Source organism: Moorena sp. SIO3A2, assembly GCF_010672265.1.
In the GTDB taxonomy this organism is placed as follows: Bacteria; Cyanobacteriota; Cyanobacteriia; order Cyanobacteriales; family Coleofasciculaceae; genus Moorena; species Moorena producens.
In genome coordinates this window covers 137,653-152,699 of the sequence record NZ_JAAHHC010000005.1, presented here as the reverse complement: position 1 = coordinate 152,699, position 15,047 = coordinate 137,653, and the positions used below count along the sequence as shown (strand labels likewise).

At 41.4% G+C, this 15,047-nt stretch carries 15 protein-coding genes, 2 tRNA genes and 3 pseudogenes; 10 read left to right on the top strand and 10 right to left on the bottom strand.

Annotated elements, in window-relative coordinates; genetic code table 11:
- Window positions 1-65: 65 nt before the first annotated feature.
- Together F6K64_RS06845 and F6K64_RS06840 are read right to left on the bottom strand one after the other, a co-directional pair.
- The gene (locus tag F6K64_RS06845) at window positions 66-395 is read right to left on the bottom strand and encodes a DUF433 domain-containing protein (RefSeq protein ID WP_008187807.1); all 330 of its coding nucleotides are present in this window, start codon (window positions 393-395) and stop codon (window positions 66-68) included.
- 115 nt (window positions 396-510) lie between these two features.
- Window positions 511-738 (bottom strand): annotated as a pseudogene (locus tag F6K64_RS06840) (IS1 family transposase); the annotation flags it as partial.
- A gap of 90 nt (window positions 739-828) precedes the next feature.
- Here F6K64_RS06840 and F6K64_RS06835 point away from each other — a divergent pair.
- Both F6K64_RS06835 and F6K64_RS06830 read left to right on the top strand, forming a co-directional pair.
- A complete protein-coding gene (locus F6K64_RS06835; protein WP_287265124.1) occupies window positions 829-1,476 on the top strand; it encodes a bifunctional 4-hydroxy-2-oxoglutarate aldolase/2-dehydro-3-deoxy-phosphogluconate aldolase in 648 nt (215 codons plus the stop codon).
- 97 nt (window positions 1,477-1,573) lie between these two features.
- Window positions 1,574-2,047: a L,D-transpeptidase gene (locus F6K64_RS06830; RefSeq protein ID WP_287265122.1), complete on the top strand. Its 474-nt coding sequence runs from the start codon at window positions 1,574-1,576 to the stop codon at window positions 2,045-2,047.
- Between the two features lie 48 nt (window positions 2,048-2,095).
- Here F6K64_RS06830 and F6K64_RS06825 read toward each other — a convergent pair whose 3' ends face one another.
- The 6 genes from F6K64_RS06825 to F6K64_RS06800 form a co-directional block, all read right to left on the bottom strand.
- Entirely contained in the window at window positions 2,096-3,280 is a 1,185-nt protein-coding gene (locus F6K64_RS06825; RefSeq protein WP_287265121.1) for an McrC family protein, read from the bottom strand.
- 111 nt (window positions 3,281-3,391) lie between these two features.
- Window positions 3,392-5,008 carry an McrB family protein gene (locus F6K64_RS06820; RefSeq protein WP_071105967.1) on the bottom strand — a complete coding sequence of 539 codons (1,617 nt, stop codon included), beginning with the start codon at window positions 5,006-5,008 and terminating at the stop codon, window positions 3,392-3,394.
- A 153-nt stretch (window positions 5,009-5,161) separates the two neighbouring features.
- Window positions 5,162-5,623, bottom strand: coding sequence for an ASCH domain-containing protein (locus tag F6K64_RS06815; RefSeq protein WP_008187820.1), 462 nt, complete (start codon window positions 5,621-5,623; stop codon window positions 5,162-5,164).
- A gap of 8 nt (window positions 5,624-5,631) precedes the next feature.
- Window positions 5,632-7,758: a GNAT family N-acetyltransferase gene (locus F6K64_RS06810; protein WP_287265119.1), complete on the bottom strand. Its 2,127-nt coding sequence runs from the start codon at window positions 7,756-7,758 to the stop codon at window positions 5,632-5,634.
- An 86-nt stretch (window positions 7,759-7,844) separates the two neighbouring features.
- On the bottom strand, window positions 7,845-8,138 hold the full coding sequence (locus F6K64_RS06805) for a type 2 periplasmic-binding domain-containing protein (RefSeq protein ID WP_071105965.1): 294 nt from the start codon (window positions 8,136-8,138) through the stop codon (window positions 7,845-7,847).
- Between the two features lie 474 nt (window positions 8,139-8,612).
- On the bottom strand, window positions 8,613-9,785 hold the full coding sequence (locus F6K64_RS06800) for a peptidoglycan recognition protein family protein (protein WP_071105964.1): 1,173 nt from the start codon (window positions 9,783-9,785) through the stop codon (window positions 8,613-8,615).
- 156 nt (window positions 9,786-9,941) lie between these two features.
- Between F6K64_RS06800 and F6K64_RS06795 the strand changes: the two genes are divergently transcribed.
- Window positions 9,942-10,091, top strand: coding sequence for a hypothetical protein (locus tag F6K64_RS06795; protein ID WP_287265118.1), 150 nt, complete (start codon window positions 9,942-9,944; stop codon window positions 10,089-10,091).
- A gap of 225 nt (window positions 10,092-10,316) precedes the next feature.
- Window positions 10,317-10,427 (top strand): annotated as a pseudogene (locus F6K64_RS06790) (DUF427 domain-containing protein); the annotation flags it as partial.
- Window positions 10,428-10,463: 36 nt separating this feature from the next.
- On the opposite strand, the gene F6K64_RS06785 reads toward F6K64_RS06790, so the two are convergent.
- Complete coding sequence (locus F6K64_RS06785) at window positions 10,464-11,810, bottom strand: IS200/IS605 family accessory protein TnpB-related protein (RefSeq protein ID WP_502708033.1); 1,347 nt, start codon at window positions 11,808-11,810, stop codon at window positions 10,464-10,466.
- Window positions 11,811-12,095: 285 nt separating this feature from the next.
- On the opposite strand from F6K64_RS06785, the pseudogene F6K64_RS06780 reads away from it, so the two are divergent.
- The 5 genes and pseudogenes from F6K64_RS06780 to F6K64_RS06760 all read left to right on the top strand — a co-directional run.
- A pseudogene (locus F6K64_RS06780) lies at window positions 12,096-12,275 on the top strand (DUF427 domain-containing protein); the annotation flags it as partial.
- A 96-nt stretch (window positions 12,276-12,371) separates the two neighbouring features.
- A tRNA-Leu gene (locus tag F6K64_RS06775) sits at window positions 12,372-12,453 on the top strand.
- Window positions 12,454-12,946: 493 nt separating this feature from the next.
- The gene (locus tag F6K64_RS06770; protein ID WP_008190633.1) at window positions 12,947-13,486 is read left to right on the top strand and encodes a DUF456 domain-containing protein; all 540 of its coding nucleotides are present in this window, start codon (window positions 12,947-12,949) and stop codon (window positions 13,484-13,486) included.
- 270 nt (window positions 13,487-13,756) lie between these two features.
- Window positions 13,757-14,056: a Dabb family protein gene (locus F6K64_RS06765; RefSeq protein ID WP_071102789.1), complete on the top strand. Its 300-nt coding sequence runs from the start codon at window positions 13,757-13,759 to the stop codon at window positions 14,054-14,056.
- Window positions 14,057-14,099: 43 nt separating this feature from the next.
- Window positions 14,100-14,249: a hypothetical protein gene (locus F6K64_RS06760; RefSeq protein WP_193431381.1), complete on the top strand. Its 150-nt coding sequence runs from the start codon at window positions 14,100-14,102 to the stop codon at window positions 14,247-14,249.
- Between the two features lie 73 nt (window positions 14,250-14,322).
- Here F6K64_RS06760 and F6K64_RS06755 read toward each other — a convergent pair whose 3' ends face one another.
- Entirely contained in the window at window positions 14,323-14,487 is a 165-nt protein-coding gene (locus F6K64_RS06755; RefSeq protein WP_083373549.1) for a ribbon-helix-helix domain-containing protein, read from the bottom strand.
- A 441-nt stretch (window positions 14,488-14,928) separates the two neighbouring features.
- Here F6K64_RS06755 and F6K64_RS06750 point away from each other — a divergent pair.
- Window positions 14,929-15,001 (top strand) — tRNA-Thr (locus F6K64_RS06750).
- Window positions 15,002-15,047 lie beyond the last annotated feature (46 nt).

Here is a 15,047-nt window from a genome sequence, read left to right as displayed (position 1 = left end):
AATTGTACAGTATTGTAGAGTGAGTAATTATTGGTCACAAAGGCAAATACAGCACAATACCCTTTCTAATGATTGTGCTGAGATAGCAAACGGGTACGAATTACGCTGAGATCAGGTTGGATACTAGACAAACGTTGCTGCACTGATTCAGCTAATTGCTCTCTCTGATTTAAGTATGTTTCTACCGCATTTTGGTGTCGAAGGTAGTAGCCAATTGTATTGTAAACATCGGACAAAGATAGAGTCGAGTATCGATGGACAATAGACTCAGGGGATGCACCATCTTGAAACGCTCGAATAACAGTCTCTAGCAAAACCCTTGAATTTCCAACTCGAATCGCTCCGGTTTCATCTTCTCGCAAAGGTGGTGTCTCACGTTCCAAAACGAGGCTCATAGATTAATTTTCCTAAATCCAGTATCAAACCATCGTAACTTACCTCACAGCGCAATTGCTCAGTGAACTTAAAAACACTGTCTCAAAATTGGGCGTTGCTGAATATCGAAATGATTTAACTATAAAGGGGAATTTTATGATAATTTAAATAATAAATAAGAAGCCTAATTGATAAATGCAAGATTTTATTGATGCAATGCGCGAGTGTGGAGAGACCCCCAAGACCTTGCTGCATCGCTTGTTCAGATTTAGAGTAGCACAGAGTGCGTCGATGTAGTCTTGCTAAATAATGTCTCAATCTTGTATTTTCATTTTCTATGAAAGTCATATAAATTTTATTAACCCAAGTTGCTAGTTATGCAGATGCGGTTTGACCGTAGGTCACGCTACGGGAACCCACGAGGGTGTTGAGCTTAACTAATGGTAACTAGAATTGATCACTGATAACTGGTTAAACCTATTACGACAGCAGCGAGTAATTGCTGTGATTCGAGCATCCTCGAAATCCCTAGGAGAGCAGATGGCTAAGACAGTAGCCACTGGGGGTATACGGTTAATTGAAATTACTTGGAATAGTGCTGATGCTCCTGAGTTGATTAGTCAGCTCCATAGAGAATTACCAAACTGTATCATCGGTACTGGCACGATATTAAACCAATCTCAGTTACATCAGGCAATTGATGTTGGAGCACAGTTTATCTTTAGTCCCCATGTAGATACAGCAGTGATTAAAGCAGCGGTAGCTGCTAAGGTGCCAGTGGTTCCCGGAGCACTTTCTCCGACAGAAATTGTGACAGCTTGGGATGCTGGTGCTAGCTGTGTTAAGGTGTTTCCGATTCAGGCGGTCGGTGGTGCTAGTTACATCAAAGCCTTACTTGGACCACTCGGTCACATCCCTTTAATTCCTACTGGTGGTGTTACCATAGACAATGCTCAGGAATTGATTAATATCGGAGCGATCGCTGTCGGTCTTTCTGGGAATTTGTTTCCTAAATCCCTGATTGATGAGGGGAATTGGAATGCGATCGCAAAACGAGCAAAACAGCTAAAGCAACGATTAGCCCCTGATTCTCTAAGTTGAGGCTATGATATGGGTGATTTGTTTGATTGACTGCTAAGGTTATATGTTTTTTCACTGGCTAAGTCCCTTAAGAACCTGGTTTGCCAGTTTCCCACTGATGCTAATCGCCTTGGCTGTCTCGACAACACCAGCGTTGACCAATCCTGTAAGTGAGCAAATCGCTACCAGAGTGATGGAACTACAAGATTCAGAAGAACGCTGGATTGAGATAGACTTAACCAATCAAAGGCTGATTGCTTGGGAAGGTAGACAACCGGTTTATGCAATCATTGTCTCCACTGGTAAAGATTCAACACCTACCCATCCTGGTACATTCACTATTCAATCCAAGCGTCGCAAGGACAGAATGCGTGGTGCAGATTACGATCTGGCTAATGTACCTTATTCGATGTATTACCACCGGGGCTATGCTATCCATGGGGCATACTGGCATCGTAAGTTTGGTACTCCAGTAAGTCATGGCTGTGTCAATGTAGCTGTGGATCATGCTGAGTGGTTATTTGATTGGGCATCTGTGGGAACACCAGTCGTGATTCATCAGGGGGTTGAGGAATTGGCCAATGATGAATGATATCAAGTCTGTTTAATCATTAGTCACTCTACCTGTAGGGTTTGTTTCCTATTTCTGGGTAAATCCTGTTAATTTCTTTAGGAATAGTTCACCAGCTTCTTCCAAATTCCCATCAAGAGAAAACGTCAAGCTGCGGACTCGAATATCACTAATTTTAACATCAAGGGGCTGAGTTAAAGGAGCTGGATATACTAAAACTGCCTCTTGACAATCTTGTGTAATAGCATAGATTACTACTTGGTTAAAGTCATCACGAGATGGACTAATAGGGATTTTATACTTAGTATCGAGAATGCAGCATGTTTTCTCATTTGCCACCTCGTAGAGTACTATATCAATGTAAAAATATAATGTCTTGTCGATGTTTACTTTTTCGAGTATCTTAACGCCAAAGCCACTAGGTAAGTGGGATTTTATCCATTCAGCAACAAAGCGTTCATAGAGTTTTGCCATGTTAACTAGAAAGGGCAACATGGTATTACTACCTGTTTTATGACTTGGTCCGCTGTGTTCGAGAAAAAAGCGGCAAAGAGCATGTAACCTTTGGTAATTCTGATTGAGCCGATTATAGTTTCGTCCGATACAATCCCTAGCGCTATAAGGTTGTAGGGTGACAAGGTTTTGTAGGGCATGATAGGCTTGCCGCAACATTGGACTTACTTTAGCGCTATATAAACCAGTGCGACAGATACAGTGGAGTGTCCAAGCGATAATCTGATTATCTTCGATGTCACTAGTGTGTTCGTCGTAATGGCAGTTAAGTTTGATATCCCATGGCTTCTGGATAGTTTGCTGTACATCCAAACGCCCCCGAAGGTATGCTAGTTGACCAGTTGTGGGGATGTAGGTACGGTAGAGTCCTTGGCGAATGCGATCGCGTATGCCATTAATGAGGATACTGACCAGGTAATCGTAAAATTCTTCTAGAGATTTACAATCAATCAACCCCTCTAGAATGTGAAAGCTTCTAAGATTATAGGCATAGTCAAGCATTCCGAAAAGATTGTTTAGAGGGACTTTCGGCTGGAGTTGGATGCTCAGTTCATTGGTTAGGGGAATATAACCTACCCATCCTTGAGAGGTTAGTTGCCAGTAATCCCCGGTTTTGGAGTATTCAAGATTTACTGTTACCTGATTGCTGTATTTTTGCTGCAATTCATGGATTATCGATTCTGGAATCTGGTAGCGTGGAATCTTATCTGGCTGATACTCCGTTAGTTTGATTATTTTCATTTTTTATAGGGCTACGCCCAGGGAACAGGGAATAGGGAATAGGGAGTAGGGAGTAGGGAGTAGGGGTAAGAACATTGAATTTACTTCATAAGTATTTGAAACGCTATATTTTTAATTTTTAATTTTTAATTTAATAGTGTCCCAGCGAAATTGGTCTAGTTTATCCCGTTGATCGAAAAAGTATTCTTCTAGATATGGCTCAATCTCCCTTCGCCAGATATCTTCAATTTCCTCAGCTATTGTTTCTAGTAGAAAGAAGGAGATTCCCAGGGAGTAGTTAGGATCTGCGATCGCATTATTTATTTGTTCGATAACCTTAATCAATCCATTAACTGGAAAATCCGTTGTTTCGTGATATCGTCTCAGGATTTCATAGTTGGGATAGAGCCGAATAAATGCAAAGCGACGGCGAAATGCCTGATCGACTAGAGCAATAGAACGATCCGCCGTATTCATAGTGCCGATGATCCGAACATTTTTCGGGATACTGAATAGTTGATTACTGCCAGCTAAGGGAATTTTTTGCTCCCGGTACTCTAGTAGATACAATAATTCTCCAAACACACTAGCGAGGTTAGCACGATTAATTTCATCGATGATTAGAACACAAATTCCTTGCCGAGACTCAGCTTTATTACAGAATTCTAGAAATCTGCCTGGAACTAAAGGATATCTCAATTCCCCATTTTGACTTTGTGGACGAATACCTTGAATAAAGTCTTCATAGGAATAGGCAGGATGGAATTGGACAAGTTCTGTGAATCCATCACTTCCACTGATTAAATGGTTAGCAATTTTTTGAGCACTATAGGTTTTACCTGTACCTGGTGGGCCGTAAAAAATTCCTTGTCCTTTGCGTTCAATAGCACGTATCCATGCCTCTAACTCTGCTATATCAAAACCAGTATCTTTAGCACATTCGCTTACCGTATAGTCCTCTAGTAACGCCCTCCTTGAAGCATCAGAGGTAAATTCGATAACCTCCTCTTTACCCGAAAAATTATACCCTTTAACCGCAACCAACCAGTAGCAAAACATATCGAATAAATCATTATCCCTGAGCACTGGAACACCCGGTTGATGCATAGTGTGATCTAATGCTTTAATCAGCTTCAATCCTGTAGTATTTGCTGCTGGATAATCTGTCAGTCTCTTTCCGTAGGATGTATTAACAAAATAATTGATAACCTGTCGAGAATTATCATTGATTAACAGAAACCTATCTGGTTGCAGCCCATTGAGGAGATTCGTCAGCATTTCCGTCGGAAAACCTTTGGAGTATTCCCCTGTAGAAAACTGATCACAAGCTGCTGATAACTGATTAGGATGCTTAGTGCAGCAACCAACAAATTCAAGGATGTCGTAACCAATCTGCTCTACTAACCTTTGTATCCATTTATGCTGATATTTCAGTTTTAATGGCAATCGTAATTCTAAATAATTATCACGTTTTCTAGGAATAGTTAGTATCCATGAATCATCACCCTCACCATATTGACTATTCAACGTAATCGCCAATTCTCTATCAGGGAATAGGTGAAACAGTATCGGTTCTGTTATAGCTTCTCCAGAGTCCACTATAGCAGAGATTGCTTCAAAATTCCGACACCAAAGGCGACGCTGATCCTTGTAGGTTGCCATGTGACTTAACCCAACCGGTGTGTAGGGATATGAACTGATAAATTCCTCAAATAGACTGACCAATTCAGCTTTCTTATCCCCTACCATACTATCCACCTAATTTTTTTTATAACATGTTTGATAAATTCTAGACTGTTAGTTAGTTAGTCATTGATTATCATTCATGGGTTATTGCATTGCTATTATCCATTATCGATTCTCCATGACCCATTCCCAAATCTATTCTTAGCAAAGATTTAGCTAATTGATATAATGCTCTGACCTAATTTCCATTTTATCCTCTACAATAGACTTAAGATACTCAAATTCCCTAGTCGTTAAGTAATGATAAGATTGTGGAGGTCTAAAGTTAGCCCATTTTGCTCTCAAATCTTGTAAGGTTACTGGTGGCTCAAAATGTTCTATGAGTTTTAAGCAGATCCCATAACCGACGGCGGCTTCCTCATAATACTCATTAAAATCTTTTTTTTCTATCCCAGCATTGTCTTTTACTTTATACCAAAGGTTATCCGGGCGGTCTTGAATAACGTCTTCCACTTCAAAAAAACCCGATAAAACCTTATCTGGAGCGGAGACATAAACCACAACAATATCCCCTGCTTCTAATCGAGGACGCACCCGACGAAGTTCAATTTTTTTGGTTCCATTGAATAATTGACTAGCATATTTAGGACGAATTGATAATAACAACACATTGGGCATTGTTAACACTACTTATTTTGGGTGCCTTCTCTATATATCATTGTAAATTGTTCCTGATCAATCCGCAACGGTGATTGAACTGTTACACGCTTACCAAGTATTTCTTTAATTTCAGCCAAATTTATAGGATTTTTAAACAGTTCAGTATTACTAAATCGAAGGGCCATCAGCTTTTTATTAGGATCATTTTTGGTAAGCTTCATTAAATCTTCTAATTCATATACACCCAATCTGCGAAACTGTTGATGGAGATTTTTAGGTTTGTTGACGACTACTTCATCAAGTCTAGAGCAAGCTCTTACCTGTCCTGTGCCACAATAGTTTTTATTATAGCTTACATACCAAAGAATTCTACCAACAACCCCTGGTTTTAAGCCACCATTACTTCTATGGCTTCGATAATAGACAAGTTCACGTTTTAGCGCCAGATCAGTTTTCGATCTCAATAGGAGCTGGTTAGCTAAGTCTTCATCGAATAATTCCTTTGCCCATTCTGCTTGAATAGGAATGATTATAGTAGGAAGGTCAGCATCAATAATTTTTGCTGGCCACAGTATGCGTTCAACGTCTATAGTTGTTTTTACCGCTTTGGTTAAATTATCAGTTTTGAGGGTTTCAGCAATTTTTAGACAAAAATTATAATCCGGACTTAGATTAGCTAAATTAGTGAGATAGTCGGATAATTCTGTCGCCGTAACCGCAACCGCAAGATTGGCATTTAAATAACCATCCTTAACTTTAAAAAAAGCATCATCTTGAATAGCGCTAAGAATAGTTTGATTCAAATAAGGTTCAGTAATTCGTGTAAATGGCATATTTTTACTTACTGACAGGGATATAAACCAAAAAATTAAGTAACGCGCTATTGTTTCTTCAAGATGACCTGATCTAACCCGAAAAATTGGCACCTTTAACTCATGAGTTTTATCGGTATGATACGCAATTAAAGCTAGGGGAGTATTGTTTTTGGGAGTATTTTTTGACTGCAGAATAATATAACAATTAAATTTATCGGGATTAGCAATAATATAGCCCAGTCTTCCTTGAAAATCACTAAGTTTTTCTCCCTTAGCAGCAATCAAAAACCTTTGACTCAAGAAAGGTACCTGATCTAATTTATGAACAACTTGTCTAGTGATACCTGTGCCTGCTAAGCGTACAGGCTGATAGTTAATATATTCGTGAAGGTAATCTAGCTTAACAATTAAACTAGTAGGACTAAGGATTGATAAGTTAAATTCTTCATTGATAGCATCTGCGAACGCTAGTATTTGCGAATTACGAGTCAAAAAAAATGGTGCATCTGAAGCTATGGCTATAGCTAACTGACGCTGTTGAGATTCATTGATAGTTACCTGAGTTGATAACAAAACCTTGGTTAGAGACCGACAAGCTGTTTCAAAGTCTTTCTGATTGTAGGGGAGTTGAGTAAAGGTATCGGCTAACTGGCGTTTACTATTCCTTTGTTTAGTATCATCAATAGTATTGATGACCTTAAATATTTCATTAGTTATACATAACTCCAAATCAGGCTGTAACCAATCAGCTAGTAGAGAGTCGGATTCGGCCTTTGACCTAGCTTCATCTCCTTGCAAGTCAAAAAACACGCTGGTATCAATGACTGCACATAATTTAGACTCAAGTTTTTGGGTAGCAACCGTAGAAAATAGGGTAGGATGGTCGTGATCGCGCCACCAAACGGTAAGTAGTTTTCCATCCTTGCTCCTTCCGGGTTTTTCAGCCAAAGGAACAAAGTCTAAGTGAGACCACATTTTATGTAATTCATAATCACGACGGCATTTGAGTTTAATGCCGTAAAAGTCCTGAGTGTTCTGACTTAGATAATTAACCAGCTTTCTAGCAATCCCCTTACCACGCCATGATGGCTCGATGCACAGATGAACAATAACGATGATATTATGTCTACGCACCTTCCGGTATAACAAATAACCGGTACACTTTTTTTCAGGAGTAAGAGCCACAAGTATTTGACGACTGAGTGCGTGTTGATCAAAAGCTCCTTCAGGAAAATGACCAAGAGTGGTTGCGTGTGCTCGTCCCAAAGCCTTGACTGTCCTTAGGTGCAGGGATTTTTCATCAATTGTTTCAATTTGAAGCTGTATCTCTTGTGTCACGTTACCAATTACCAATTACCAATGGCCAATTACCAATTACTATGCATGGAATCGACCCTATTGTACGTGATTAAGCATACCTAATCTTACTGGTTAGAAAGAAACCACTTTTGCTCTAGGTTGGTGAGTTCTCCGTCTTCCTGTAATTGCAAAATAATTCGGTTGATTGACTCACGATAATGACTACCTTGAGGCAAAACTATGCCGTAGTCTTGTTCAGCAAACAACTCACCTACAATCTGGTATTCTCCGTTTTGTGACGTTTGGTAAAGTAACGTTGGTGAATCATAAACTAAAGCCTGCACTTGCCCCGCTTTGAGAGCTTCGTATGCATCTTCCACCTGCTCAAATTCAATCAACTTGACTGGCTGTTGATTCATATATCTGGCAGAGGTCGTGTCTGCGACAGTACCAACCTGTTTTCCGAATAGATCGATAAGATCAGAAATATTCGATTCAAGTAGTTATATACAATTAAACTTGACTGTTAAGATCAGGTATAGCGCTACGCGCAAGGCAAGAGACAAGAGGCAAGAGGAAAAAGTTGACTACAACAGCTTTTGCTGCTTGTATCAATATCCTAACTTTAATGCGTAGTGCTATATTAGACAAGGGTAAACGGTTCACATAAAGAGTTTTATCAACGTTAATAAACGTAACCAGTAACATAGTTACGTTTAATTCTGTCTATAGGCATAAAAAAATAGCTTCAAGTTAACTGGTTTTATCCCTAGATAAAGGAGGCTAACAAAATACTTTGTTAGCCTCCTTTATAAAAAAAATAACTTGTATAGATTAATGATTAATGGGTCATCGTAAACTAGCAATTACCAATTCAAAATTACCGATTACCATTAGTCAAGATTCAAAGTAGACCAAGTTATAGAACCCACAATCCCATCAGCATATAATCCTTTCGCTTTCTGATAAGCAATCACCGCAGCTTTTGTCCGAGAGCCAAAATCCCCATCCGTTGCACCAGCATAAAATCCTTGGGTTTGGAGCCGCTGCTGTAGTTCCTCTACTTCTGAGCCAACTGCTCCTTCAATTAAAGGAAGATAGGCAGATGAGGGTTTATCACTACGCCATCTTTCTGAAAACTCTTCCAAGACTTCTTTTGGTAGTTGTTTTTGTAGCCACTCAATCGCTTGTTTTTGGTGAGGTAAGCCACGATAATACTTGTAGGTGTTCACGATAACCACAGGCTGGCTCTTCTTGTTACCTGGTTCAGAAGGAGATTTCTCTGATGGTTTAGAAGAACTTTTCAGTGCGTCCCAGGTCTTTGATCCCACTAATCCATTGGGATTGAGTCCCTCAAACTTCTGAAAGGAAATCACTGCTTTGGTGGTAGCAGGACCAAAAATGCCATCAACTGGACCGGGACTAAACCCTTGAGTTTGGAGGGATTGCTGTAGCTCTTTGACTTTCAGACCAGTGTCTCCTTCTCTGAGATAGTCTTCAACTGAGGAGCCAAGGCGCTGACGAACTTCTCGGCGCAACCGAGGCAATTGACTGTATAACCAATCCCCAGGACATTGGGTTGGTGAAAAGTCTCGATGTCCTTTAATATTATCTGGGCTAATCTTGGTAGTTTTGCAAATCGAAACACATAAATCTACCAAACTTTTCCATTGTTTGGCATTCATCCGGTAGCTGATAAAGGTGCCTTCATTTTCAATTCCCGGTGACTGGTTACCTAGGGTACTACCAGCATGAGCAGAGCTGACAGAACGTCCTTTTTTAATCGCTGATAAGGAACTCTGTCTACCTTCGAGTAAATATCCACCGGTGGTATTCAAAAAGTTGTGACCTGAATCATCCCAGCCAAAGCCGTCCATGTGGGATTTTTGAATACTCCTAGCCAAACTTCTGGAGCCCCATAAGGTTCCTTTGGATAGATCATTCGGGGCATTGGGAGTAGCAGTATGGTGAATAATAATATATCGTGGTCTAGTAGTATCTGGCCATTTTTTTGGGGGTTTAGCTCCCCATTCTTTTGCTGAAATGACACTAGCAGTGAAAGACATATTGACTTGCGGTCTCCAGTTATAATAGTTTACTAGTGGGCTCCTCGGAATAGGATGCGAGCAATTAACCAAACTATGGATTTGGCTGAGGTGGATTGGCAACTATTCCTGACTGGATTCTAGCCTTCAATTGCGATTATCATCTATGGCAGGTCAGTGTTCAGCGATCAGCGATCAGCGATCAGCGATCAGCGATCAGCGATCAGCGATCAGCTGATGCGCACCCTACTTGAGGTGCTTTTGAATAAAAGAGGTAAGCTTTGGGCTTTGACGACGCTACTTAAGGTGCGAACAGCTTTTGAATAAAATAAGCTGACGGCTGACAGCACCTCAAGTAGCGTGAGCCTTGACCTATGGCCACGCTACGCGAATGGCTCACGGCTGAATGCTTACTATAGCAGTTCTCAATGCTTTTGAAGGTCACAGTTTAGGGTCAACGGTCAAGAAACACCATTTGCACTTCAATGCTGTTGACCTAGTCAACTTAGAAATAGTATTCAATTAAGTAGGTCAACCACAAGTAAGTAAACCATGCCAAAAGCAATCTGGAACGGAGCGTTACTAGCCGAGAGCGACGAATGTGTGGTGGTGGAAGGCAATCAATACTTTCCCCGCGACTCCATCAACAAGCAGTATATGAAGCTCACCCCACCTGGTTATCACCGAGGTGGGGGTGTCCTATGCTAATTTGGAACTACCACTAGTCCACAAGTCACATAGGCAAGCCCAGCTTCTAGGCGGTCGTCCAGGTTTTTTACTGGAGCGACCCTCACTGTCATTTCTGCGAGTGAGTTTAAGCACGCCTCTGGCCCCGATATTGTAAGCCCCATTTAAGTCTGCATTAAACTGCTTACCTGAAGGGAATGTGGCCAGAGAGTAGTTTTTTTTATTTCGTTTTACCGTACCAGAGCCATCAAAAGCTAATTTTGAAGTATAGGCCGCAACAACATCTATTACTTTTCCGCCTAACTCAGCCCATTTTGTCTCCGTAAAATCGCGGATTTTTGCTTTAAGCCATCCGTGGAATCGTTGCTTTAGATTAGATCGCTTTCGTCCACCTTTTGGTTTCCAGCCTTTAAGATTCTCAAAGACAATTGCTTCAGAATTAAATTTCTCCGCAATCCCTACAATGCGCTTAGAAACAATATGGCTAATTTGATTGTTGATTCTTTTGCACTTTTGATAAGTGTTAGAGCAAAACCCTTTGTGTAGTTTCCCTCCTCTACCCATCGTTTTTGAGGCTCTTTTGGATACGGACTTTAGTCGCTTGTCTCTGCGGTCTATGTCTCTTCCAAGGTGAATGAAATCACGATGAATTACAGTGCCGTCATGAGTTACGACTGCTACGGTAGCCGTAGTGTTTAGACCCAAGTCTACCGCCGTTACATTAGTTTCTGGGTTTCGTTTTTCTGGCTTACAGGCAAAAGGAACAGAGAGATGACAGTACCTATCCTTGATGATCAACGAAGGTGACATCATTTTATTTGTAGCTACCTGATGCCTTTCTCTCAATCCGGTGATCTGAACTATAGTCCAGACCCAGTTTTTGCCATCAAAAACTTTGAGTTCTACTTGGTCGAAACCATGTAATTTATAGCATTGTCCTTTATACAAGGCAGGATAGCACCCAGTGTCAGCATTTAGCTTTGGTGGGTTACTGTCCTTCCTTTTTCGATTCCCAGATTGCCATTCTCCATATCTGGTGACGAAACTACTAACCTGTCCAGCCGCAAAGGCTATAGCGGCTCTACGGTAATAACTAGGAAACTTGTAAAAAGTTTTATTGAATTGGGGATACTTTATGTTGGGTCGTTTAGCAGTTTCGTGCATTAACCGTTCGACAGCTGGAGTTAAGTGATCTGCTGTTAGATTCCCCAATTCGCCCCAATGAGTGTAAATTATTCCAACCAAGTACCGGCAAGCACGACGATAGACTCTTACCGTTTCACTTAGCAGTACGCGCTGCTCAGTCGTCGGGTTAAGAGTCCATTTATCTGTGCGAATTACCTTGGTTGTCGTTTTAATCAGTTCCTTTGCTACTATATCCTTAGTATATACGTGTATTCTAGGAATGTCAAATACAGACAAGGAAAATAAGAAAAGGATCAGAGGTGTTCCCGTCCATTACGACGAGCTAAAAAAACCACATACTATCATGCTTACCGATACTGTGTGGAAATGGTTGCAAGTGTCTGCAAAGGAATCAGGTACTAGTGTTGGAGAGTTTATAGAGCGTTGGGGAAGAAGTCAAATATCCTAGCGCTCCTTAACCCCCACCTGAACTAGGTGGGGGAATGCGTCGCGAAATTGTTCAAGGAAAGTAGTACCCACACAACCTGTTCTTGGAAAGGTCAAGCTAACTATTATACCATAGTTGTGAATGGTAAAGAAAATAAGGATGCAGCCTGGTATTACCCCAGTACCAAGGAGAAGGCGAAACCAATTGAAGGGTATGTTGCCTTCCGGGGCGGGGTGAAAGTTGAGGTGTAGATGATAAAGGGGGTTTTTAACCGGGATTTGGGAAAATTTTCCCCAGCAGTTGCAATAAAAGCTATAATTTATGCTATGATATAAATCGCAAGGTAAGCGGACGTGGCGGAATTGGTAGACGCGCTAGATTTAGGTTCTAGTGTCGCAAGACGTGAAGGTTCAAGTCCTTTCGTCCGCATCTAAAGGTGCGACCCGTGGCGAATTTAATTAGCCTAGGGGNGCCGACTAACCATAAAGGCGACCCTCTGAATACGGTAACTTCTAACCCCACCGTACCTTTTTTTTATATAGATAGATACTTTTTTTGATCTAATTTTTTCCTAGACGTTCAAGTCGTTAGACCCAATTACGCAATATGTACGCTCTACATATTTTTTACGTTGCCTACTTATGATTAGATAGTATCTATCTACTTTTCAAGTTTATTGTTTATGCTTTCATTATAGCACATCTCTTACAAACTTTCATTGAAAGCCGTCGAACGAAGGACGGGGCTTTAAACCCAAAATTTTCGGTAATTATGGAATGATTAAGGGTAATTTAGAAGAGCGTGGCCAGAGGGGGTAGTGTGGGCAGAGAGGGGAGAGCAGAATCTCCACCTAAGCGATCGCTCTAGGCGGGGGAGCATTCAATGCTGAAATCGGTGTTTAATCTGAACATTTACTAATGTGATGAATCTTGCAATTCTCTACTGGGTGCTAATTGGGCTAATGCTTGTGGGAGTCTTGGGAGCAACTCTTCCAGGTCTACCTGGGACAAGTTTGATTTTAATGGCGATGGCGGTATGGTGCATGGTCACGAATTTTGCTGGAATTGGCTGGCCGGTGATGATCTTGTTTGTGATTTTAGTCTTAAGCGCAGCCATCGAACCCCTCGCCACTTATTGGGGCGCGAAACAAGTGGGAGCATCTAAGTGGGGTCAAATTGGTGCCGTTGTGGGATTAGTACTGGGATTTTTGGGTTTCCTACCAGCTTTGCCCTTCGGCGGACCACTGCTGGGTATTATAATCGGTCCAGTTTTGGGAGCGTTTATCGGGGAGTTTCTCTATCGCAGTGAGTGGACTCTAGCGTCACGAACTCAGCTAGCCTTAAAAGCAAGTGTGGGCATTATGGTAGGGTCGCTGATTGGCAATTTAATTGAAGGCTTGCTGGCTCTGAGTACAGTGATTGTTTTTGTTTTTACCACCTGGCCTGTGGTAATGGGAATTTAGGAACTTGTTGAGGGAATAGGGAATAGGGAATAGGGAATAGGGAACAGGGAACAGAGAGACTTTTGGCAGCTTTACAAAATTTAACACAGTTTTGTTTATTTATGTCCAGGTACTTATAGTTTATTAACTCTTGCCTCTTGCCTATTGCCTCTTGGCCTTTGGCAGTATGTTAACAACTCAAATACAAACGCTATATACTGTTCCCTGTTCCCCGTTCCCTGTTCCCTTTTTAAATCAATTTTTTTTTTCAACCCAAATAGAAATATAAAGATGATCGAGCATATTGTTTTGTTCAAGTGGAAAGACGACGCTTCAGCGGATGCGATCGCATTAGCTATGAATGGACTCCTGGCTATGAAAGACCAAATTCCTGAGATTGTAGAACTTTCCTGTGGAGAGAACTTTTCCCCCCTCAGGTCTCAGGGATTTCAGCATGCTTTGAGAGTGCAACTGCTCAATCGCGACGCTCTGAGTACCTATGCCGATCACCCAGCCCACCAGGAAGTAGTCCAGAACTATATCAAACCTATCCAAGGGGACATCATCGCAGTGGATTACGAAGTTGACTAGCCTCAAGGAGAGAGAGTAATGAGTGAAGGGGTAACAAGGCTGCTTGTCATTAAGCATTCAGCCGTCAGCTATCAGCCGTCAGCCGTTGGCCAGGCTACACCGAACAGCTTATTTTATTCAAAAGCACCGATTGCGCTACGGGCAAGCTGCGCGAACAGTAGCACCATTTGTAGCACATAAACACCTCAAGTAGTGTGTCCGTAGCGCATAGGCTGATACGCGACACGCTGATAGCTGATAGCTTACGCTTTTCACCCCATCACTCATTAGTCTTTGGGTGGTATGTCTCCTGCCTGCTGAGCTTTTTTAATCGCTCGTTTGAGAATTAGTACTGCCATTTGGGACAAGGAGCGCTCCTCGGCATCTGCCAATCGTTGAAGCGCTTCTTTGTCTTTTTCTTCCATATAGAGAGTTACGGTTACTTTAGCCATAGGATTAATAATAATTTTTACTCTAGGTTTTTACCCAAATAAACATAAATTAACACAAATAAAAAGAAACTATATGTTATTCCATAAATTGTAATAGAAAGCTTTCTGCACACCCAATAGACAGGTGGCTTTCCCCCTAAGAAAGAGGGAAAGTTAACTAGGGTCGGGTCTGAGGAGCTATCAGTCCCGTGCTGTAACGGTCGGGGTCAGCGTCGGCAGGATGTGACTAGGACGTTCAAAAAATATTGCTACACATCACCTGATCACCAGTGTGAGTTTGGGGTGTTGGGTTTGGGGTGATTGGAAGCTTTAACTACATCCTGACGCACTAGTCATGGTTGCCTCATCAGTGTTATACTTAATTTGATGCCTAGTATTATAATTAGTGTTATACTGCTTGTTGTGCTTGGTGTTATACTAGGTGTTATAATAAGAAGAGTTGCTGGTGTAGCTCAGTTGGTAGAGCAGCTGATTTGTAATCAGCTGGCCGCGGGTTCGAATCCTGTCACCAGCTTATTGAAAAAATAGTTATATGTGGTGTTTGTCATAGCTATGAGGTA

What these genes read in the sequence shown, in the direction of transcription:
- F6K64_RS06770 (WP_008190633.1), top strand. Translation starts at nt 12,947, where the DNA reads ATGAATCTTGCAATTCTCTACTGGGTGCTAATTGGGCTAATGCTTGTG.
- F6K64_RS06845 (WP_008187807.1), bottom strand. Translation starts at nt 395, where the DNA reads ATGAGCCTCGTTTTGGAACGTGAGACACCACCTTTGCGAGAAGATGAA.
- F6K64_RS06755 (WP_083373549.1), bottom strand. Translation starts at nt 14,487, where the DNA reads ATGGCTAAAGTAACCGTAACTCTCTATATGGAAGAAAAAGACAAAGAA.
- F6K64_RS06815 (WP_008187820.1), bottom strand. Translation starts at nt 5,623, where the DNA reads ATGCCCAATGTGTTGTTATTATCAATTCGTCCTAAATATGCTAGTCAA.
- F6K64_RS06805 (WP_071105965.1), bottom strand. Translation starts at nt 8,138, where the DNA reads ATGAATCAACAGCCAGTCAAGTTGATTGAATTTGAGCAGGTGGAAGAT.
- F6K64_RS06800 (WP_071105964.1), bottom strand. Translation starts at nt 9,785, where the DNA reads ATGTCTTTCACTGCTAGTGTCATTTCAGCAAAAGAATGGGGAGCTAAA.
- F6K64_RS06830 (WP_287265122.1), top strand. Translation starts at nt 1,574, where the DNA reads ATGCTAATCGCCTTGGCTGTCTCGACAACACCAGCGTTGACCAATCCT.
- F6K64_RS06765 (WP_071102789.1), top strand. Translation starts at nt 13,757, where the DNA reads ATGATCGAGCATATTGTTTTGTTCAAGTGGAAAGACGACGCTTCAGCG.
- F6K64_RS06820 (WP_071105967.1), bottom strand. Translation starts at nt 5,008, where the DNA reads ATGGTAGGGGATAAGAAAGCTGAATTGGTCAGTCTATTTGAGGAATTT.
- F6K64_RS06825 (WP_287265121.1), bottom strand. Translation starts at nt 3,280, where the DNA reads ATGAAAATAATCAAACTAACGGAGTATCAGCCAGATAAGATTCCACGC.